This window comes from Staphylococcus sp. FSL H8-0121 (genome assembly GCF_038008425.1).
Classification (GTDB): domain Bacteria; phylum Bacillota; class Bacilli; order Staphylococcales; family Staphylococcaceae; genus Staphylococcus; species Staphylococcus pasteuri.
In genome coordinates, this window is record NZ_JBBOZB010000006.1 from 18,735 (window position 1) to 40,701 (window position 21,967).

Below are 21,967 nucleotides of genomic sequence, written 5' to 3' on the forward strand. Positions count from 1 at the left end.
AATAATTAAGAATTTTTATCTTCTTCTGAATCATTATTTTTAAATTTATCTACAATTTTATCTTTAATTGTACTTTGATCTTCTTGGTACTTATCTTTAGCATCTTTATCGATATTATAATCTTCTTGTGAACCTAATTCACGGTTATCATTATATTCATAAGTTGTATCTTCATTATAATGATTTTGGTTATTATCATCATGTTTTAAAGCAGCTTCTTCAGGTGTTTCGCCTTTAATTACATTACGTTGATGAATGATAGCATTAATTTCTGCTCCAATGATAATAATAAAGCTTGTTAAGTATAACCAGATCAGTAAAATAATAATACCAGCGATACTACCATAAGTTTTAGAATAATTACCAAAGTTAGAAATATACCATCCAAATGCAAATGAACCTAGTAACCAAATGACTGATGTAAATATTGCACCTGGTAATACTGAACGAAATTTAGTTTTAACATTAGGTGCTACCGAATACAATACTATAAATAATAGTAAAATAATGATTAGAGGTAATACCACTCTAAGTAAAGTAAATATCCATTTAATTTGTGAGTCTAAACCTAATGGACCGAATAAATAATGACTAATAGCAGAACCAAGGGTAGGTAAAGCCATAGCTATTAAAAATACAAATCCCATTACAATAGTAAATACAACACTTAAAAGCTTAAGTAAAATACCATTTCGGCTATCTTCAACATCGTAAGCAACGTTAAATGAATTCATAATGGCAGTCATACCATTTGATGCAGACCATATTGCTAAGATCAGTCCGACAGATAGTAAGCCGCCACTTGAATTTTTAGTAACATCGCCTATAACACTTTTAATAATTGATGATGTTTCTGATGGTGCACTACTTAACATATCAGTAATACGACTTTGATCGATATTAAAAACTGGTAATAAAGTCAATAAGAAAATGAGCATAGGGAACATAGCAAGAACAAAGTGATATGTCATTTGAGCTGCTAAACCTGATGCATCGTCCTTACCAATTCTATATACCAAATAAGAGAAAAAGTTCGAATCTTTAGTATACTTTGCAGGTTTGTTTAATCTTGAAAGGAAGAATACCTGATTCTTCTTTTTTGGTGTCTTAGATTGAAATTCTTGAGGTTCAATGTATGTACGATCGACTTTAATTTTGTTATCACTATTTTGTTGATCTTTGTTATCTTCATATTCTTTAGCAGAATTAAGGAAGTTGGAACTTGTTTTTTCTTTCTTTGACATAACAATCTCCTTTAATAATTTGAATATTATATTTAAACACATTTTAATTTAATTAAAATTGTAAAGAAAGGGAGTGAGATGAAGTTGAGTTAATTTTTGGTTATTGGAGACTAATTTTAGTTACCAATAAGCTAAAAATCATTTAATAGCTCAACCTCTAAACTCACCCCCGTTTCAATGGAGTGGGATAACAGTTATTGAATATCTTCACTCTATTTGAATAGTTAATTAAGAAATAGTGATTTATTATTACAAAATTCTAATTCATAATTCATCTAATAATTAACTATTATTTTCCAATACGTTCATTTTTTCTATTAACAAAAGTATCTTTTGCATCTTTAATAGAACGTTCTAACTCTGGGTTATTACGACGAATTTCTTCGATAACATCTTTCCAGTACATAACTTCATCTTTAATGCTACTTACTTTAGAAGGTTTTTGAGATTTTTTACCTTCTTTAACATTTGAGAATGATTGTTTTAAAGAATTACGAGTTGATTTATCAGCTAATGTTGCTACGCCACCGATAACAGCGCCTAATAATACTCCAGGAATGAATTTGTTTTCCATAATTTTACCCCTCTTTCAAATTTGCATCTTTGACGATGTAATCAATTAAATTATCACATGATGATTGTACCATTTTATAAACACCTTCGAAATTGTTAGTGTAATATGGATCAGGTACATCACTTTCTTTCATATTACTAAATTCTAGTAATTTGAACAATTGTCCTTTTATGCTAGGATTAATTGCTTTAATATTTTCTACATTACTTTGATCCATTGCAATAATATAGTCAAAATCATCTGTTGGTTCAAAAAGTTCACTAATCATACCATCAAATGGAATGCCGTGTGTATTTAAAATCTTTTGAGTCCCTTCGTGAGGGGGCTCACCTAAATTCCATTTTCCAGTGCCACGAGAGTGAACTTTGACACCAGTTATACCTCTGTCTTGTAGTCTTTGTCTCATGATTGCTTCAGCCATTGGAGAACGGCAGATATTACCAAGACATACGAAAGCTACGTCTACCATATTAATTCCTCCAAACTATGTAATTATATCCCCATTTTACTGGTTCTTCAAACATTTAGAAAGCAAATTTTTTCAAATTCTATTAAAGTTCCATAAATTATGTTAGTTTGATAGAATACTAAGGTAAAGAGGTGAGAAGTTTGGCAACTACAAATGAAGAAATGATTACCGAAATAAGACAAAAGTTAAATATAGTTAATAAAGCGCTTATTGATCCTGATAAATTTAAAGATGCTGATCAAAATGAAATTAAAGAAATACATCAATTTGTAACTTCAAAAGATTCATTTTCACCTAGCGAAGTGACTGCTATTGCAGATGCACTAGGAGAATTAAGACAATAAAGGGGGAGTCTAAATGAGTAACTACCAAGAAAAATTGAAACAGTATGCCAAACTACTAGTTAAAGTAGGCATGAATGTTCAAGAAAAACAGCCAGTATTTATACGCTCATCTGTCGAAGCTTTAGAATTAACTCATCTAGTTGTAGAAGAGTCATATAAAGCTGGTGCATCAGATGTAAGAGTCGATTATTCAGACCCAAAATTAAAACGTATGAAATTTGAATACGAAACTGTAGACCATTTTGAGAATAATGAAGTTAAATCTTATTATGTTAATGCACGTATGGATTATGTAGAAAGAGGCGCTGCTAACCTTGCAATATTAACTGAAGACCCAGATTTATTAAATGGTATTGATTCTAATAAATTGAAAGCATTTCAATTGCAATATTCCAAAGGTTATAAAGGATATATGGAAGCAAGCCAAAAAAATCAATTTCCTTGGGTGGTTGCAGCATTTCCATCAAAAGCATGGGCTCAAAGAGTATACCCTGATAAATCAGTAGAAGAAGCTTATGAAACATTTATAGAAGAAGTGTTTGATATAGTAAGAGTAGATGGTAATGACCCTGTAGAAAATTGGAAAACACATGTAAGTAATTTAAGTAAACATGCTAAAAGAATGCAAGATAAACAATATAAAGCGTTACATTATATTTCTGAAGGTACAGATTTAGTTGTAGGGTTACCACAGGGACATATATGGGAAGATGCTACTAGCTATGTAAATGGAAATCAACAAGCATTTATTGCTAATATCCCTACAGAAGAAGTGTTCACAGCGCCAGATAGAAATAATGTAAATGGTTATGTAACAAATAAATTACCATTAAGCTTTAACGGTAATATCATTGACGGTTTCACTTTAACATTTAAAGATGGAGTTGTTGTTGATTTTAAAGCAGAAAAGGGCGAAGATGTCTTAAAAGATTTATTAAATACAGATGAAGGTGCACGTAGATTGGGAGAAGTAGCACTAGTACCAGATGATTCTCCAATTTCAAATAGAAACACTATTTTTTATAATACGTTATTTGATGAAAATGCATCCTGTCATCTAGCGTTAGGATCTGCTTACGGTTTCAACATTAAAGGTGGAACTGAAATGACAACTGAAGAAAAAATTGCAAGTGGTTTAAATGATTCAAATGTTCATGAAGATTTCATGATAGGTAGTGCTGATTTAACCATTTATGGTATTTTAGAAGATGGCTCAAAAGAACTCGTTTTCGAAAACGGAAATTGGGCAAAATAAGTCGTAAATACCAAGTACAGTAGGGAAATTTCATAGAGAGATAGGAAGATATGAATGACTAAAGAACAAGTAAATAAAAAAGCAATGTCTGAATCTAAAAGTATTAAAACAAGTCAAGTGTATCCACAAGATACTAATCATCTTCATACGATGTTTGGCGGTATTTTAATGGCAAATGTAGATGAAATTGCAGCAATTACTGCTGTGAAACATGCTGGTAATTCAGTAGTAACTGCCTCAACAGATTCAGTAGATTTCTTATTACCAATCAAGAATGGGGACATCCTTTCATACGAAGCAATGGTTTCTTATACGGGTAGTAGTTCAATGGAAATTTGTGTGCAAATTATTATTGAAGATGTCTTTGAAAGAGAACGTAAATTAGCTGCACTTAGCTTTTTAACCTTTGTAGCTTTAGATGAGAATGGTAAACCTGTACGCGTTCCTCAAGTTTATCCAGAAGATAAAGTTGAAAAATGGTTCCATGAAACAGCTCCTCAACGTGTCGCTCGTCGCAAAGAACGACGTGATGAAAGTAAAAACACTATTGAGTATTTATCTAAAATTCAACATATTGAAAATTAGATAAAAGCTTATTTAGAATTGCATATAAATAGACCTAATGAAACTATAAATTTTTCATTAGGTCTTTTTAGTTTGCTAAGCATTATGATTATAAATTATGAAAAGATATGTTTTGCATGCATTTCAATTTCTTTTTGGCGGAAATCAGTATCAGGGTAATACATATTTTTCACTAACACATTTGGTCCCAGACAATGATATTCAGAACAATGACAATTTAAAGATTGGGCTAAATCAGAAGTGAGCCATTGATTAAATACATCTGTTAATCTGTCTTTTTGTATGTTTGAAATAGTACCATTTTCATCTCCGAAATCAGTAACAATGACATTACCTGTAAATACATTTACATTTAAACGACTACGCCCATCAGGGTCATTTCTCATTGTGACATTTTTTGCATCTCTTAAACGTTGTAATAATTGTTGATCGTTTTCATCATTAATACATGGATAAATAGGTAATGTACCAAATAACATCCAAGTATCCTGGTCACGTATATCTAATAAATGATGTATCGCTTCTTTCATTTCTTTTAAAGATAAGACATTTAAAGAGCTTGCAAAATCAGCTGGATACATAGGGTGTACTTCATGTCGACTACACTTCATATCATTAACAATTTCATTATGAATTTTATCCAAGTAAGGTAATGTGCTTTGATTGAGCATTGTTTCAGCAGATACAAACATTCCTTGTTCAGAAAGAGTACTTGCATTGTCTAACATTTGCTCGTATAGTTTTAATTTTGCTTTAATTGGCGGTTGCTTTTTCATAGCTCCAAAGCCAACATCTGTGAATTCTTGAATGGTTCCCCAGTTATGTGAAATATGCATAACATCTATATATTCTGCAATATCAAGATATCGGTCTTGTGGTAACGTTAAATTAGAGTTCATTTGTACATATATCCCACGTTGATTTGCATATTTTAATAGTGGTTTCACTACATTTTTAATAGACTTTTTCGAAAACATAGGTTCGCCACCTGTTATAGACAATGTACGTAAATTTGGAATTTCATCTAAACGGCGATATATAATATCCATTGGTAAAGGATCTGGATCTTTAGTTTGTAAAGTGTAACCAACAGCACAATGACTGCATCTCATATTACATAAATTGGTTGTTGTAAATTCGATATTACTTAAAGTGAGTTGGCCATTATCAATGACATCGTTATAAGCTTCCCAAGGATCATTGTGTATTGAAATAGGTTTTTTATTTGTTATTATCATTAAAACTTCTCCTAAAAAGAGTGTGACAAAGAGGAGTTGTGAACATATATACTAGTTAAAATTTTTCAATATATCCATATTATAAATACTATGTTTCACGTTTCCTCAAAACCTGTGTCAGCTCTTTAAAATTTGTAAAAAGTACAGTAAACATTATTAAGATTATATCTCTTTTTGTCAAATTCTGTTAGGATAAATATAACAAAAATAAATTTCAAAGGAGCTCTATTTTAAATGAGTGAACAACAAACTATAGAACAAATCAAAACGAGATTAAACAAATTTATCGAGGATATTGATCATGTAAACCCTGATGAAGTGCGTGTTGAAGACATTGATGAATGGATTGGTTTACTAGATCAATTAGAAGAAAAAGTAAAACAAGTTTCCAAATAATTCACTAATCATAATTAATGACACTTTAGTGACGATTAAAAAATTTAGTACAAGATGTTTAACTTTAAACTTAAACGTGAATACAATAAATATAATCGCACAATAGAAAGGTGATCATATTATGAGTAAAAAAGTAGCAGTTCTATTAGGAAATGAATTTGAAGATATAGAATTTACAAGTCCGAAAGAGGCATTAGAAAATGCTGGATTTGAAACAGTAGTTATTGGCACTAATGCTAACGAAGAAGTCGTTGGTAAACACGGTGAAAAAGCAACTGTTCAAGTTGGTATCGGCGAAGCAAAACCAGAAGATTATGACGCTGTTCTAATTCCTGGTGGATTTGCACCAGACCATTTACGTGGTGATGCAGAAGGTAGATTTGGTACATTCGCTAAATACTTTACTTCTAATGATGTTCCAGCATTTGCAATTTGCCATGGACCACAAGTATTAATTGATACTGATGACTTAAAAGGTCGTACATTAACTGCAGTATTAAATGTACGTAAAGACTTATCTAATGCTGGTGCTCACGTTGTAGACGAATCAGTAGTTGTTGATAACAATATCGTTACAAGTCGTACACCAGATGATTTAGATGATTTCAATAGAGAAATCGTAAAACAATTAGAAGACTAATGATTGTTTAGTATAAAACATTAAATCTAAAGGCTTATTGATTTAGTTCAATAAGTCTTTTTTATTTGTAAAAGTTGATATGGAAGTAATAAATGAGTGAATTGTATATATTAAATAATAGTCAAATATGTACACCTTGGGACTGATTTTTACTATAAACTATAGCTAATGGTTTCAACTACTGGTAAACTCACATTATAACAGTGAGTTTGAGTAAAGGAGTAAATGCATGAAAAGAAGCGACAGATATGCACAATCTAATGAATTCCCTCAACGAGATATGCGTGAACCTCACTATAATACTTATTATCAACCAATAGGGAAACCACCTAAAAAAAAGAAAAGTAAACGTATCTTTTTAAAAATACTTATTACATTAGCGATTATATTAGTATTATTCTTAGGATTAATGTTTTTTTTATCATCGAGAGCTAATGTAGACGATTTAAAATCGATTGAAAATAAAAGTGATTATGTTTCGGCAGATCAAATGCCAAAATATGTCAGAGGTGCTTTTATTTCATTAGAAGATGAAAGATTTTATAAACACCATGGCTTTGATTTTAAAGGAACAACAAGAGCTTTATTTTCTACTTTGAGTGATCATGATGTTCAAGGTGGTAGTACAATAACACAACAAGTTGTTAAAAATTATTATTATGACAACGAACGTTCATTCACAAGAAAAGTAAAAGAACTGTTTGTAGCACATAAAGTAGAAAAACAATATGATAAAAATCAGATACTTAGTTTTTATTTAAATAATATATATTTTGGAGATAATCAATATACTGTTGAAGGTGCAGCAAATCATTACTTCGGCGCAACAACTAATAAAAACAATCAAAATTTGAATACAATTAGTGTATTACAAAGCGCAATTTTAGCAAGCAAAGTTAATGCGCCAAGTGTATATAATATTGATGACATGTCAGATAATTTTACGAATAGAGTTAAAACCAATTTAGAAAAAATGAAACAACTTGATTATATATCCGATGACCAATATGAGGAAGCAATGGCCCAACTAGGTCAATAACAATTACCCTATCATATGCAATGTTAGTACGAATAAATTACAGTAACTATGTAATGTTGAACATTGTAAATATGATAGGGGTTTTATTTTTATAAAGCGTGACTTTATTGCTAATGATTGAACTATGTCATAATATGATATATACAATGTTTATGAGGAGGTGTATCATGCCTAAAATCACTAAATTAGAAGTACAAAAGAAGAACAAAGAACGTTTTAATCTATATCTCGATAATCAATTTGAGATGGGAATAGATATTGATACACTTGTTAAATTTAATTTAAAGAAAGATCAAGTACTAGAAGCTGCAGAAATGGAGCAGATTCAAAAATATGACCATTATCGAAGAGGTTTAAATATAGCAATTCAATATCTTTCATTTAGAAAGCGTACTGAAAGAGAAGTACGTCAACATTTAATAAAAAATGATATTTCTGAAGAAGCGCTGCAACAAGTGATAGATTATTGTTACCAAGAAAAATTAATAGATCATTATGATTATGCTGAAAGTTTGAAAAACACTATGATCAATACAACGGATAAGGGACCTGAAACTTATAAACAAAAATTGTATCAAGCTGGTATTGAAACTAATATTATAGATGAATATACTGCTCTATACATAGAACAACAACCAATGGAAGATATCATCAAAGTAGCGAGTAAAGTAATTAAAACTAAAAAAGGTCCAACTTCAAAAGTTAAACAAAAAACAATGACTGCTTTAATGCAAAAAGGATTTACGATAGAAAAAATCAAACAAGCCATGGATGAACTTGATTTTTCACAGGACGAAGAACAACTTGACGATATGTTACAAACTGATTTAGAAAAAACATATCAAAAGCATCAAAGAAAATATGAAGGACAACAACTAGTAAGAAAAACGATAGAAACGCTTATGAGAAAAGGCTATAAATATGATAAAATTAAATCTAAATTAGAAGAAAGTGGTATTGAAAATGGAACAGAAGAAATTGAGTGAAATGTCTGAGCCAGAATTAAGACATGAAATACAAACTTATAAAGAAAAAATGAGAAAAGCAGAAATGAACGGTATTTTGAATGAATATGACGTTTATCAAAGTAAAGTAATTGTAGCTGAAAGTTATTTAGTTGATCGTAATAAAATTGAATTAGACAGAATCTATCAATTAAATGATGGCAGTGATCAATATTTTAAAGTGGAAAGATTAAAAGGTATATTCGCTTGGGGATTTAGAATTAAAAGTAGCGAACCCGAAGAAGGTTTACCAATTGCATTATTAAAATTATAGAAGGATGAAAAGAAATGGGAAGTTCAATCGTTTTAAAGTTACTTAAAGTTACTCATTATTATAGAAATAAAAAAACTAAAAAATGGTACTTACCTTTTGGATACGCCGCTGAAGATATTGATTTAAATAATGTCTCACTACATATTTATCAAGGTGAGGCCTTAGGTATTATCGGTGAACCAGGTTCTTCTAAAAAATTAATAGGTAGATTATTATCAGGATCTATTCACCCTGATAAAGGAAAATTAGTTCAAAGTGATCATGTATATTATGGAGATATTGAAGACAGAAAAATTGTAAACCAAACTGTGAAAGATTACGTTAAGCACATTGTTGAACTATTTCCATATAAAGTCTCTGATTATAAATACGATCAAGTCATTCAATATGCCCATTTAGATGAAAAACAACTCGTTTCACAATTAACCAAACAAGAATTTGCTCAGTTACTACTAAGTATAGCCAGATCATCTAAATCAAATATCATTATTTTGAATCATGTTCTTCAATATTTAGATGAATCTTTTACAAATCGAGCGATAGAGCTATCAAATGATTATATCAATCATAACCAAACGATTGTTTTTATTGATGATGACGTTGATAAAATAGAACAAGTGAGTAACTATATTACTTGGGTCTCACACGGACAGATTCGTATGGAAGGGTCTCTTAAACAAGTAATTCCTGTATTTAAAGATCATGAAAGAGACCGAAAAAGTATTGAATCAAAAGAAGAACTTTCATCATTTGATCTTGATTGGAAAAAAAGTCGAACAAGAATGCCTGAGATGACTTATAATTTTAAAAGAATTGAACGATATAATCATGCCAAACCACCAATATTTTTGGTAAGATTTTGGACTTTAATGACCAGTTTTCTAATTGGATTAGCACTTATGGGTATTCTTTTATTTAATAATTTAGGAATAATAAATATCTCAGCGGGGAATCAAACTCCACTTCAAACACAAACTAAAGATACATATGAAAATAAATTAGCTTATGGAATAGCATTAAAAGGAAGCGTTAAAATTTCAGGTTCAAATAATCTAACCTTACCTAAATATAGTGTCGTTACTATTGATGGAGAAAATAGTAAAAATTATCGATTAAATGAAAGTGGAAAAAGTTATACCGTAGCTAAAAGTAAACTAGAATATTTTAATCCAGCTGGTTTGTATGAAAAGCATAGTTTCAAAACTTTATCTCCATATATTAAATCCAACTATAGTAAGTATGTAGAATACTTCAATAGTCATTTACACAAAGACCACGATACAGTAAAAAAATCACTAGTCCCTGAAGAAGATAATCGTTTTGTTGCTGACGTGACTTCTCAACCGATTAAGATGATTTTTAATGATGATAATCAGTTAAACGGTTTTGTGATGCCTATTGTTAATAAAAGTAAATTGAAAGATAAATTCAACATTAATAAAGATGTTTGGATTTGTAAATCTGGTGATGGATACTTTATTGCCGATATGAAAGATAATAAGTGGATATATATTGAATTGTAGGTGTAAGTATGATCGATAGTATAATTATTTATTTTAAAAATTTACCACACGTTTTAAATTATTCTTTGAAACATGTTAAAAACTTATGGAAATGGTTTACGGTAAGTTTTATAGTTGGATTAGTCTTAATATTTGCGATAGAAATATTTTTCAAGGTGACAAACGCAACAGAAATGATACAAGGTGTATGGTTATATAGACTTTTAACTTTGTTAGGATTTGGGTACATCGTCCTCAGCTTATTTTTATGTTATAAAATATACGCTAAAGATTATATGATTACTAAATCGTTTAAAATATCCCCAGTAACACCCATAGTAGTTACTACAATTGTTGGAGGTATTTTACTATTTGTACTTATGACAATTATTGCAATATGGAAACCAATTAATTTTGAAAGTTCATTACTAGCTACAATATATTTTATGTTAGTAACAATAGTGTTAAATTGTTTACTATCAGTGTTATTTGGTTTAGTAAAAATCTTAAATCATAAAGCGGATATATATTTTTATATATTTTGTGTTATAGAATTTATTTTAGTACCAATTATTTATGTTCCTAAAACACATTTGACAATGATTGGACATGTATTGATGTTAAATCCATTTTATTATGTAACTAATGGTTTAGCACAATCAGTGTTGTTTGGCAGAATAAGTCTAGCTAATATACCTTATCATTTATATATACTATGTTTCATCTTGATATTATGTTTAATTAATTTTGCGTTATCTCGTTTTGTATCTCATGCTAAATATAGAAATAAAAATAAAAAAGCGCCATCAACTCTTCAATCTAATCATTTTTCAAGTAATGCTAATCATATAAAAGATAGTGACAATAGTGAAATTGATAAAAATAATAATTAAAATATAAAAAGCCAAGGTATAGGACTCATGTATTTTGCATATCCATCAAGTTAACTTAAGCAGTTTACTTTTAAGGATTACATTATTACATGTCCTTGAACCTTGGCTATTATTATTTTGCGAATAATTTACGTTGTAATTTGTCTTCACTAAATACCCAACCAATATAAGAATGATCTATTTCATTTTGAGATGTTAGATGGGCAATAGCAACAAATGCATAATGATCATTATTTAAATATCTTAAATCCATTAATCGAATTTCTGTAGAACCATCATCTAATGGCGTTGTTTGCCAACGATATATAGAAGAAAAGTTTAAAAATGTTCTTATATCTTTATTACTTTTAACTTTCCATAATAATGAGTCGATAGATAAATGTTGACGTTTAACTTTATCACTAAAAACAATATTTCGACCATGTGATCTACCAACATAATCATGTTCGTCTGTTTGAATAGCAATACGCCATTCCATAAATTTCATTGTAGGAATTACAAATACTTTTACAGGGTTATGCTCTTGTTTAATTTGCTTTAATGCTTGTTTCTTTAAGAAAGATTGCATTTTAAATCGGATTATATAATAAATGATTAAAATACCGATTATTGGAAAGAATGCCAAATAAGGATGTACCCCTAATACCCATAACACCACGCCTATACATAATATAATGAATATAATTGGATCAAACGTGTTAATAACGCCGAGTTGTATCCATTTATTAGTAATTGGTCTTAAAGCTTGTGTTCCATATGAGTTGAAAATATCAACAAACACATGTAAAAAAACTGCTAATTGTGCCCACATCCATATATGTAATGGGGATGTGTGGTTGAATATAACAAATATTAAAAATGTAATTAATATTGGCCATAATATAGTGAATGGAATAGAGTGCGTAATGCCTCTATGATGGGAAATATAAGTTGAATTATCTTTTAATTTTAAAACCGTATCCCCATCAGGTATAAGGGAACCTGCAATCAGTGTTGTGGCACTTGCCGCGAATGTGCCTGACATCGCTGGATCTTGAGTTGCAAGTGCAGTAAGTCCAACTCCAATAACAATGTGCGTGGCTGTGTCCATTTATGTTCACTCTTTTCATCTTAATTTATAATATATTATAATCTAAAAGTTAGAATAACAAAATCAACTCACATTAATAATGTGTTATTCTTATTTATCATGTAAGTAAAATATCCATTAAAATCAAATTGAAACATTAAATCATTGTTCAGGAAGGGAAATATATGTATTTAGAAGAAAATTTCAAAGATAATATTGTACATTGGTTTAATAACAATCAACGTTCAATGCCTTGGAGAGAGACTACTAATCCTTATTATATATGGTTAAGTGAAGTTATGTTACAACAAACACAAGTCAAAACAGTTATAGATTATTATGATAGATTCACTCATCGTTTTCCTACAATAGCCGATTTGAGTGAAGCAAATGAGGATGAGGTACTCAAATATTGGGAAGGACTTGGTTATTATAGCCGAGCAAGAAACTTTCATCATGCAGTCAAAGAAGTACAACGTGATTATAATGGAATAGTCCCATCTGATCCTGAAAATTTTAAATCTTTAAAAGGTGTCGGACCATATACTCAAGCAGCAGTAATGAGTATAGCCTTTGACCATCCACTCCCTACAGTTGATGGTAATGTTTTTAGAGTTTGGTCTAGATTAAATAATGATAGCAGTGATATAAAGCTCCAATCTACACGTAAAACATTTGAACAACAGTTATTACCTTATGTTCAAGAGGAAGCTGGAACGTTTAACCAATCAATGATGGAATTAGGTGCGCTTATCTGTACACCTAAAAACCCACTTTGTATGTTTTGTCCAGTTCAAGAAAATTGTGAAGCCTTTGATAAAGGAACAGTATTAGATTTACCAGTTAAAACCAAAAATATTAAAAAGAAAACCATTGAACAAAGTGTCTTTTTAATTCGAAATCATAAAGGACAATATTTATTAGAAAAAAGACAGGAAAGGTTATTGAATGGTATGTGGGAATTTCCAATGTTTGAAGCCTCTAATGCTATTTCAGAAATATCTCATAAACTAAAACATGACATAGAACCTTTACCAGAACATATATTTAAATTAAAACATCAATTTACACACTTAACTTGGAATATTAAAGTCTATAGTGTGCCTGAAACTATAGATATAAATGAAAAGGTTTTACCTGATAATATGGTTTGGTTTGATTTATCTAATCGAGATGATTATTCATTTCCAGTATCAATGGATAAAATATATAGATTTATTGAAGGATAGGTTTCTTCAAAACAGAAATAATAATAAATCATTTTACTTATTTATAATCCAATAAAATCTAACTAATACTTAAATTTAATGGCGTGAAAGTACAGAAGTAGTTTGAAAATATGATATAATCTAAATGGTTAAAAAGTATAAAGGTGGTGTGGAGTATGGTAAAAGAATCCATACCTAAAGAAGGACAAGACATCAAAATTCAAAGTTATAAACATGATGGAAATATTCATCGCGTTTGGTCTGAAACAACCATTTTAAAAGGTACAGATCATGTGATTATTGGTGGGAATGATCACACGTTAGTAACAGAAAGTGATGGTCGCACTTGGATTACAAGAGAACCAGCTATTGTCTATTTTCATTCTGAATATTGGTTTAATGTGATTTGTATGTTTCGTGAAGATGGTGTTTATTATTATTGTAATTTATCTTCACCATTTGTTTGTGATGAAGAAGCCTTAAAATACATCGACTATGATTTGGATATTAAAGTTTATCCTAATGGGAAATACCATTTATTAGATGAAGATGAGTATGAGCAACATATGAATCAAATGAATTATCCTCACGATATAGATGTTATTTTAAGAAGAAGTGTAGATATTTTACAACAGTGGATAGAACAGAAAAAAGGGCCTTTCGCTCCTGATTTTATCAAAGTTTGGAAAGAGCGATATAAAAAAATTAGGGATTATTAAGCAAATTAGATGTAAAACGATATGAGATGGTTTATATTATTCAATGTTGCATTGATTTAATTAAATAAACATTGATAGTTTAGATAAAACAATCTCTATTAACTAAAATTATATTTGTTAATCGTATCAATCAGAGGTTGAGATATGTTAGTCAATTGTTGCGGAATAATTTAATTAATTATTAGCTTATGTATACTAATGATTAATTGAAATGATATTCCAAGGCGATTCATCATATCCAACCTCTGTTCAATTTTAAAAAGATCAATTTAAAAAATATTATATGGGGGGATTAAAATAATGATTAAACGATATTTAAAGTTTGTTAAACCATATAAATATCGTATTATTGCTACTATTATAGTTGGTATTATTAAATTTGGTATACCAATGTTAATTCCATTGCTTATTAAATATGCAATAGATGGTGTTATCAATAATCATTCACTTAGTGATAGCGAAAAATACTCACACCTAGCCATAGTTATAGGTATTGCCCTATTTATCTTTTTAATTGTTAGACCGCCAATTGAATTTATAAGACAATATCTAGCTCAATGGACAAGTAATAAAATATTATATGATATAAGAAAGCAACTTTATAATCACTTACAAGCATTGAGTGCACGTTTCTATGCTAATAACCAAGTAGGGCAAGTTATTTCACGAGTGATTAATGATGTGGAACAAACAAAAGATTTTATTTTAACAGGATTAATGAATATTTGGCTTGATTGCATAACAATAATAATAGCATTAACAATTATGTTCTTCCTTGATGTTAAACTGACTTTTGCTGCATTATTTATTTTCCCATTCTATATCTTAACGGTTTATTTCTTCTTTGGTCGTTTAAGAAAATTAACAAGAGTAAGATCTCAAGCTTTAGCAGAAGTTCAAGGATTTTTACATGAACGTGTACAAGGAATGTCTGTTATTAAAAGCTTTGCAATTGAAGATAATGAAGCGGGTAATTTCGATCACCGTAATAAAAACTTTTTACAAAAAGCATTTCAACATACGAGATGGAATGCATATTCTTTTGCTGCAATTAATACTGTGACAGATATAGGCCCAATTATTGTCATTGGTGTCGGTGCTTACTTAGCAATAAGTGGTTCTATTACAGTAGGGACATTAGCTGCATTCGTTGGTTATTTAGAACAATTATTCGGTCCTTTAAGACGATTAGTATCTTCTTTTACAACATTAACTCAAAGTTTTGCGTCAATGGATCGTGTCTTCCAATTAATAGATGAAGATTATGACATAAAAAATGGTATTGGCGCTCAACCAATCGAAATTAAAAAAGGTCAAATTGAATTAAAACATGTTGGGTTCAAATATAATGAAAATGAACAAGACATTTTAAAAGATATTAATTTGACTATTCATAAAGGTGAGACCGTTGCCTTCGTAGGAATGAGTGGTGGAGGTAAGTCAACACTTATTAATTTAATACCTCGGTTTTATGATGTTACAGAAGGAGAAATTCTTGTTGATAACCACAATGTTAAAGATTTCTTAACAGGTAGCCTAAGAAATCAAATTGGTTTAGTTCAACAAGATAATATCTTATTTTCCGATACGGTTAAGGAGAACATTCTACTAGGCCGACCTGATGCTTCAGACGAAGAAGTTATTGAAGCAGCTAAAATGGCTAATGCTCATGAATTTATAATGAATCTTCAAGATGGATACGACACAGAAGTTGGTGAACGTGGCGTGAAATTATCAGGTGGTCAAAAACAAAGACTATCTATTGCACGTATATTCTTAAATGATCCACCAATTTTAATCTTAGATGAAGCTACTAGTGCATTAGATTTAGAAAGTGAAGCAATTATTCAAGAAGCACTAGATGTTTTAAGTAAAGATCGTACGACGTTAATCGTAGCACATAGACTTTCAACAATTACTCATGCAGACAAAATTGTAGTTATAGAAAATGGTGAAATTGTTGAAATGGGTACACACCAACAATTAATTGATAAAAAAGGTGCTTATGAGCATTTATATAGCATACAAAATTTATAATAATAAAAAAGAGCTTAAGGCAAATGTTGAATTGCCTTAAGCTCTTTTGCTATATAGTTCTAATTAATTTATAAATAGCTTAGATTGATAATTAAATAAGTTTAAAAGCTATAAGTCAAAATCTTCATCAGCAATATCAATATCAGTATCATTGCGATGGTAAGTAAAGAAACTAATACGAAGTCTATCTAAATGTTCCAAATGATATCTATATTCTTCTATTGCTGCGATAATTTGCATAATATTAGCATAAGAATAATTAGTTTGATATGGATTTTGAATTAATTCATTTTGAAAAGCAGTCATAAGTTCTTTTTTAAGTGGGTTATCAACTTCATATTGCAATTGTGTGACTTTAAATTTAGCCTTTTTAGATAAACTTTTTAAAATTTGCTCGTGGAAAGCAATTAATGAGTCTAATTCCAATTTAATTTGTAATAACAATTGATTATTTAGTTGATGTAAATCATTTGGGTAACGTGACATTTTGTTTAATACTTCATAAGCTAATCTAGTCGTTCTTACTACTTCTTTAAATAGAATTTTCTTTCTATATTGTTCAAATATATTCTTTTTTAATAAAGGTCTTTCTTCATGATAGAAGTCGTAAATCTTTTCGAGTTTATCGATTCTAGAATTCAGTTGATCGCCATCTTGTTTAATATTATTAAATTCAGAAGTGTCATTTAATACCAATTTAAACCAAACGAAGATATCGGAGGTAATATTTACAGAATTATAATAAATTTTAGTTTCGAATTTTGGAGGTAAGAATAATAAATTTACTACTGAAGAACTTAGTACTCCAATCATAACTAAAACAAATCTGTAAAATGCAGCGACATAAAATGAACCAGAGACTTGGCCCATAATGATTAATGCTGTGACACTTGCTAATGTAGCAACATGTGCAAGATTAAATCGGAATAAAATTGCGATTAATACGATAACTGTAACACCCATAATTATAAAATTATTACTAAAGATTGTAACCATGGTAACAGCTAATAATGCGCCAATAATATTACCGATAGCTTGATCAGAAACAGTTTTAATAGACTTATAAACACTAGGTTGCATTGCGACAACTGCACTGACACCGGCTAATGCTTTTAGACCAATATTATTAGGAAGTAAAGAAGCGATAGACATAGCTAGTATGATTGCTATACCTGTTTTAAAAATCCGAGCTCCTAGTCTCAAAAAGAAGCGCTCCTTTTATTTTTATTGAATAAAATTTTAAATTCGTATTCATTATTGTTATACACTGACTAATCATAAATTTCAAGTGAATACAATAGTGTAGCTTTTGAAATATAACATTATATAACAAATCGCTAGTCAAATTATTTTAAATGAACACACAATCAGTTTAACTAAAGATATTTTTATAAAATGATAAAAGCTCCCTCAAAGTCCATTTAAAATGATTACAATGAGGGAGCAAATATGGTTAATGATATAGCACTTATTTCATTTGACTAAATGCATAGTCAGCTGCTTCTAGTGTTTTATCAATATCTTCTTCTGTATGTTCCGTAGTTAAGAACCATGCTTCAAATTTTGAAGGTGCTAAATTAATACCTTGGTTAAGCATTAATTTAAAGAATTTAGCAAACGCTTCGCCATCTGAATTTTCTACTTGTTCATAGTGAGTAATTTTTTCATCAGTGAAGTATAACGTTAATGAACCATAAATTCGATTGATAGTAGCAGTAATATTATGTTTGTCTATTAATTTTAGTAGCCCATCTTCTAAACGTTTACCTAATTGATCTAATCTTTCATAAACGCCATCTTGTTCTAATACTTCAAGTAATGCAATACCAGCTTTCATTGATAGTGGATTACCTGCCATAGTACCGGCTTGGTATGCAGGGCCTAGTGGGGCAACATGTTCCATAATGTCTTGTCTTCCACCGTATCCACCAATTGGTAGTCCGCCACCAATGATTTTACCAAATGCAGTTAAATCAGGAATCACACCAAGTAAATCTTGTGCTGCACCATAATGGAATCTAAATGCTGTAATGACTTCATCATAAATTACTAAACTGCCATTATCATGAGTAATACGGTTCACTTCTTCTAAAAATCCTGGTTCAGGCATAACCATGCCAAAGTTACCAACAATAGGTTCAACTAAAACGGCTGCAATTTCATCTCCCCAATGATCAATAGCATCTTTATAAGATTCAACATCATTAAATGGTACTGTGATTACTTCTCTAGCCACGCTTTCAGGAACACCAGCTGAATCGGGGGAACCTAATTGTGAAGGACCACTACCAGCAGCAACTAATACTAGATCAGAATGGCCATGATAAGAACCAGCGAATTTAATGATTTTATTACGTTTTGTATAAGCACGAGCAACTCTAATCGTTGTCATAACAGCTTCTGTACCAGAATTAACAAATCTGATCTTTTCTAATGAAGGAATAGCTTCACGTAACTTTTTACTGAAATCGATTTCTAATTCAGTTGGTGTACCATATAGCACACCTTTAGCAGCTTGATCTTGGATAGCTTTAGTTATATGTGGATGAGCATGACCAGTAATAATTGGTCCATAAGCTTGTAAATAATCAATAAACTTATTACCATCTACATCATATAAATAAGCGCCTTTACCTTCTTTCATTACTACAGGAGCTCCACCGCCAACTGCTTTATAAGAACGAGAAGGTGAATTAACGCCACCTAATATATATTCATTAGATAATTCCTGAAGTCTTTCGCTTTCAGTAAATTTCATTTTATCAACCTCTTTTAATTTAATATTGTCGACTATTATCGTATCATAAAATTAACATAATGAAGAAATAGGTGATTAAATGTTAAAAAAAGGTGATAAGTTCCCAGAGTTTTCTCTAGAAAATCAGAATGGAGAATTAGTATCGAATGAAACAATTAAAGGACAAACGACAATACTTTACTTTTATCCAAGAGATAATACACCTACTTGTACAACAGAAGCGTGTGATTTTAGAGATAATATCGAACTTTTTAATGATTTAAACGTGAATATTTATGGTGTTAGTGGAGATTCTAAGAAAAAACATCAAAATTTCATAGAAAAACATCAGTTAAACTTTGATTTATTAGTAGATGAAGATTTCTTACTTTCTAAAGAGACTGGGGTTTATCAACTGAAAAAATCATTTGGTAAAGAAAGTATGGGAATAGTTCGTACAACATTTGTTATAGATGAAAAAGGAATTATAAAAGATGTTATCGAGAAAGTTAAGGTTAAAACACACATTGATGAGTTAAAAAATATATTGGAGTGATAATCTATGAAGGTTGTAAGTCTGTTTAGATTAGGTGAATTAGAAGATGAGTTAGTAGAGAAATTCCCACAAGTTGATTTTAAGTTTATTAAAAAAGCTAAAAATATACCATTTGAAGACAGACAATCTTTAGATATATTAATAGGTTATGATGGTGAATTAGATGAATCATTTTTAAAAGATTACCCAAATCTTAAATGGATCGCATGGTATGCGACAGGTGTTAATTCATTACCATTAGATTATTTGAAAAATCATAATATTAAACTAACTAATAGTAGGGGAGTACAAGCAAAACAACTTTCTGAATTTATCTTAGCGTTCATATTAGATGATTATAAAAAAATGAGAACATCATTTATTAACCAACAAAATAAAGTGTATGATTCTAAAATGGTAGGAAGACGATTAAGTGGGGACAAAGTATTATTTTTAGGTACTGGTGCGATTGCAAGTCGTGCTGCAAAGTTAGCCAAAGCATTTGATATGCAGGTAATTGGTTTGAGTAACTCCGGAAAAGATAAAGAGTGGTTCGATGAAGTATATAAAATAGAAAAATTGAATGAAGTTATTGGAGAAGTTGATATTATTATCAATGCTTTACCTGAAACAAATGAAACAATTCATTTATTACAATATGATCACTTTAAACAAATGAGTAACGATGCACTTTTTATTAATGTTGGACGAGGTACTATAGTTAAAGAAACTACAATTCTAAAAGTATTGAAAGAAAACTTAATTAGACATGCTTATTTAGATGTATTTGAAAATGAACCATTAGATGAAAACAATCCATTATATGAATTAGATAATGTAACAATAACAGCACACATTACTGGTAATGATAATAATATAAATAAAGAAGTAACGGATATATTTGTGAATAACTTGAAACATTTTCTCAATAACAAAGATTTAATTGAGAATATAGTTGATTTAAATAAGGGATATTAATTAAAATACTGCAGTTATATTGACAATTTTAATTCGCAACAGTTATATTAATATTAAGTAATAATAATTATTAACTAGAAAGATGGTGAAAGAATGAGTGCGGAATTAGAATCTATAGAACATGAGCTTGAAGAATCAATTACATCATTGAGAAAAGCGGGAATCCGTATTACTCCTCAAAGACAAGCAATTATTAAATTTATGATTTCTTCAAAAACACATCCAAGTGCCGACGAAATATATCAAGCACTTTCACCAGATTTTCCTAATATAAGTGTTGCGACTATCTACAACAATTTAAGAGTATTTAAAGACATTGGCTTAGTTAAAGAACTCACATATGGTGATTCATCAAGTCGCTTTGATTTCAATACTCATAATCACTACCACATTATTTGTGAAAAGTGTGGAAAGATTGTTGATTTTCATTATCCTCAATTAGATGAGGTAGAACAACTAGCACAGCACGTAACAGAGTTCGACGTAACACATCATCGTATGGAAATTTATGGGATCTGTAAAGATTGTAAGGAAAAAGAATAATAAGTTGTTTACTTATACATTATATTCTTACACAAATAATAGTTTTAAATAAAACCATGTTTATTCTAAATAAGAATAGACATGGTTTTTATTTACTTCAACAATCTGTATAACATGAGCACTGATTAATTACGAAATTATGATGTGACAATTAGATTTATATTTTAGACGCTTATTAGGAAAGACAGATTAAAATAAAAGAGAAATCGTTAATGTTAAATAAACAAACTAGAATGTAGGGAGAATTACAAAAGATTAGTTAGATTAATATACTGTATATTAAAATAGAGAATATATGAGATTATTGTGCACTCAAACAATTAATAGTTACTATAGTGGTAAATTTAAACCAAAATAGTGTATGAAATTCGTTGACGATAAACAAATTAATTGATACTATATAAAAGTCGTCAAAATGATGTTAAGTTATTTGAAAGGTTTTATTAACTTTTTAAATGAAATATTAACAAAGTGTAATTTTGACTATTGAACTTTCAACTTAAACATTATATTATAGTTCTTGTTGAGTTATTAAACAACAATTTAATTTTTAAAAAAGAAATTAAATTTATTCTTGACTTAACAAAACGGACACGATATAATAAGATATTGTAAGTGAAAAAACGAACATTGAAAACTGAATGACAATATGTCAACGTTAATTCCAATAATGTAACGAAAGTT

General features: G+C 29.7%; 23 protein-coding genes. 16 read left to right on the forward strand and 7 right to left on the reverse strand.

Going from position 1 to position 21,967, the window contains the following annotated elements:
* Positions 1 to 5: 5 nt before the first annotated feature.
* From LFT63_RS12315 to LFT63_RS12325, 3 genes are all read right to left on the reverse strand, one after another.
* A complete protein-coding gene (locus LFT63_RS12315) occupies positions 6 to 1,244 on the reverse strand; it encodes a YihY/virulence factor BrkB family protein (RefSeq protein WP_017637852.1) in 1,239 nt (412 codons plus the stop codon).
* A 289-nt stretch (positions 1,245 to 1,533) separates the two neighbouring features.
* A complete protein-coding gene (locus tag LFT63_RS12320; protein ID WP_017637851.1) occupies positions 1,534 to 1,818 on the reverse strand; it encodes a hypothetical protein in 285 nt (94 codons plus the stop codon).
* A gap of 4 nt (positions 1,819 to 1,822) precedes the next feature.
* Positions 1,823 to 2,287 carry a low molecular weight protein-tyrosine-phosphatase gene (locus tag LFT63_RS12325; protein ID WP_017637850.1) on the reverse strand — a complete coding sequence of 155 codons (465 nt, stop codon included), beginning with the start codon at positions 2,285 to 2,287 and terminating at the stop codon, positions 1,823 to 1,825.
* A gap of 161 nt (positions 2,288 to 2,448) precedes the next feature.
* Between LFT63_RS12325 and LFT63_RS12330 the strand changes: the two genes are divergently transcribed.
* From LFT63_RS12330 to LFT63_RS12340, 3 genes are read left to right on the forward strand one after another with little or no spacing between them, the layout of a single operon-like run.
* Positions 2,449 to 2,631: a DUF1128 domain-containing protein gene (locus LFT63_RS12330; RefSeq protein ID WP_037555624.1), complete on the forward strand. Its 183-nt coding sequence runs from the start codon at positions 2,449 to 2,451 to the stop codon at positions 2,629 to 2,631.
* A gap of 13 nt (positions 2,632 to 2,644) precedes the next feature.
* Entirely contained in the window at positions 2,645 to 3,886 is a 1,242-nt protein-coding gene (locus LFT63_RS12335) for an aminopeptidase (protein ID WP_340769475.1), read from the forward strand.
* 54 nt (positions 3,887 to 3,940) lie between these two features.
* Positions 3,941 to 4,471, forward strand: a complete 531-nt coding sequence (locus tag LFT63_RS12340; RefSeq protein WP_340769477.1) for an acyl-CoA thioesterase — start codon at positions 3,941 to 3,943, stop codon at positions 4,469 to 4,471.
* A gap of 95 nt (positions 4,472 to 4,566) precedes the next feature.
* Here the strand turns inward: LFT63_RS12340 and yfkAB are convergent, their stop codons facing one another.
* Positions 4,567 to 5,709 (reverse strand): radical SAM/CxCxxxxC motif protein YfkAB, encoded by a 1,143-nt coding sequence (gene yfkAB, locus LFT63_RS12345; protein ID WP_340769479.1) that lies wholly within the window; start codon positions 5,707 to 5,709, stop codon positions 4,567 to 4,569.
* Positions 5,710 to 5,943: 234 nt separating this feature from the next.
* On the opposite strand from yfkAB, the gene LFT63_RS12350 reads away from it, so the two are divergent.
* The 7 genes from LFT63_RS12350 (at position 5,944) to LFT63_RS12380 (ending at position 11,457) form a co-directional block, all read left to right on the forward strand.
* Complete coding sequence (locus LFT63_RS12350) at positions 5,944 to 6,105, forward strand: SE1561 family protein (RefSeq protein WP_017637845.1); 162 nt, start codon at positions 5,944 to 5,946, stop codon at positions 6,103 to 6,105.
* A 121-nt stretch (positions 6,106 to 6,226) separates the two neighbouring features.
* The gene (locus LFT63_RS12355; RefSeq protein ID WP_017637844.1) at positions 6,227 to 6,745 is read left to right on the forward strand and encodes a type 1 glutamine amidotransferase domain-containing protein; all 519 of its coding nucleotides are present in this window, start codon (positions 6,227 to 6,229) and stop codon (positions 6,743 to 6,745) included.
* A 229-nt stretch (positions 6,746 to 6,974) separates the two neighbouring features.
* Entirely contained in the window at positions 6,975 to 7,784 is an 810-nt protein-coding gene (gene sgtB / locus LFT63_RS12360) for a monofunctional peptidoglycan glycosyltransferase SgtB (protein WP_029056005.1), read from the forward strand.
* A 167-nt stretch (positions 7,785 to 7,951) separates the two neighbouring features.
* Positions 7,952 to 8,770, forward strand: a complete 819-nt coding sequence (gene recX / locus LFT63_RS12365) for a recombination regulator RecX (protein WP_017637842.1) — start codon at positions 7,952 to 7,954, stop codon at positions 8,768 to 8,770.
* Positions 8,748 to 9,062, forward strand: coding sequence for a YfhH family protein (locus LFT63_RS12370; RefSeq protein WP_340769481.1), 315 nt, complete (start codon positions 8,748 to 8,750; stop codon positions 9,060 to 9,062). The genes recX and LFT63_RS12370 overlap by 23 nt, the downstream gene beginning before the upstream one ends.
* 14 nt (positions 9,063 to 9,076) lie before the next feature.
* Positions 9,077 to 10,585 carry an ATP-binding cassette domain-containing protein gene (locus tag LFT63_RS12375; protein ID WP_029056003.1) on the forward strand — a complete coding sequence of 503 codons (1,509 nt, stop codon included), beginning with the start codon at positions 9,077 to 9,079 and terminating at the stop codon, positions 10,583 to 10,585.
* Between the two features lie 8 nt (positions 10,586 to 10,593).
* Complete coding sequence (locus LFT63_RS12380) at positions 10,594 to 11,457, forward strand: membrane protein (protein ID WP_029056002.1); 864 nt, start codon at positions 10,594 to 10,596, stop codon at positions 11,455 to 11,457.
* A 112-nt stretch (positions 11,458 to 11,569) separates the two neighbouring features.
* Here the strand turns inward: LFT63_RS12380 and LFT63_RS12385 are convergent, their stop codons facing one another.
* Positions 11,570 to 12,547 (reverse strand): metal-dependent hydrolase, encoded by a 978-nt coding sequence (locus tag LFT63_RS12385; RefSeq protein ID WP_017637515.1) that lies wholly within the window; start codon positions 12,545 to 12,547, stop codon positions 11,570 to 11,572.
* A 164-nt stretch (positions 12,548 to 12,711) separates the two neighbouring features.
* Here LFT63_RS12385 and mutY point away from each other — a divergent pair, with 164 nt between their 5' ends.
* From mutY to LFT63_RS12400, 3 genes are all read left to right on the forward strand, one after another.
* The gene (gene mutY, locus LFT63_RS12390; RefSeq protein WP_154829303.1) at positions 12,712 to 13,755 is read left to right on the forward strand and encodes an A/G-specific adenine glycosylase; all 1,044 of its coding nucleotides are present in this window, start codon (positions 12,712 to 12,714) and stop codon (positions 13,753 to 13,755) included.
* A 155-nt stretch (positions 13,756 to 13,910) separates the two neighbouring features.
* Positions 13,911 to 14,453, forward strand: coding sequence for a nucleoside tri-diphosphate phosphatase (gene ntdP, locus LFT63_RS12395; protein WP_002452360.1), 543 nt, complete (start codon positions 13,911 to 13,913; stop codon positions 14,451 to 14,453).
* Between the two features lie 300 nt (positions 14,454 to 14,753).
* The gene (locus LFT63_RS12400) at positions 14,754 to 16,490 is read left to right on the forward strand and encodes an ABC transporter ATP-binding protein (protein ID WP_017637513.1); all 1,737 of its coding nucleotides are present in this window, start codon (positions 14,754 to 14,756) and stop codon (positions 16,488 to 16,490) included.
* A gap of 108 nt (positions 16,491 to 16,598) precedes the next feature.
* On the opposite strand, the gene LFT63_RS12405 is transcribed toward LFT63_RS12400, so the two are convergent.
* Positions 16,599 to 17,693 (reverse strand): FUSC family protein, encoded by a 1,095-nt coding sequence (locus LFT63_RS12405; RefSeq protein ID WP_029055999.1) that lies wholly within the window; start codon positions 17,691 to 17,693, stop codon positions 16,599 to 16,601.
* Positions 17,694 to 17,958: 265 nt separating this feature from the next.
* On the reverse strand, positions 17,959 to 19,248 hold the full coding sequence (locus LFT63_RS12410) for a glutamate-1-semialdehyde 2,1-aminomutase (protein ID WP_029055998.1): 1,290 nt from the start codon (positions 19,246 to 19,248) through the stop codon (positions 17,959 to 17,961).
* 79 nt (positions 19,249 to 19,327) lie between these two features.
* Here LFT63_RS12410 and bcp point away from each other — a divergent pair, with 79 nt between their 5' ends.
* The 3 genes from bcp to perR all read left to right on the forward strand — a co-directional run bounded on the left by bcp (position 19,328) and on the right by perR (position 21,283).
* Positions 19,328 to 19,783: a thioredoxin-dependent thiol peroxidase gene (gene bcp / locus LFT63_RS12415; RefSeq protein ID WP_029055997.1), complete on the forward strand. Its 456-nt coding sequence runs from the start codon at positions 19,328 to 19,330 to the stop codon at positions 19,781 to 19,783.
* A 6-nt stretch (positions 19,784 to 19,789) separates the two neighbouring features.
* Positions 19,790 to 20,740 carry a phosphoglycerate dehydrogenase gene (locus tag LFT63_RS12420; RefSeq protein WP_340769489.1) on the forward strand — a complete coding sequence of 317 codons (951 nt, stop codon included), beginning with the start codon at positions 19,790 to 19,792 and terminating at the stop codon, positions 20,738 to 20,740.
* Between the two features lie 93 nt (positions 20,741 to 20,833).
* Entirely contained in the window at positions 20,834 to 21,283 is a 450-nt protein-coding gene (gene perR / locus LFT63_RS12425) for a peroxide-responsive transcriptional repressor PerR (protein ID WP_017636959.1), read from the forward strand.
* Positions 21,284 to 21,967 lie beyond the last annotated feature (684 nt).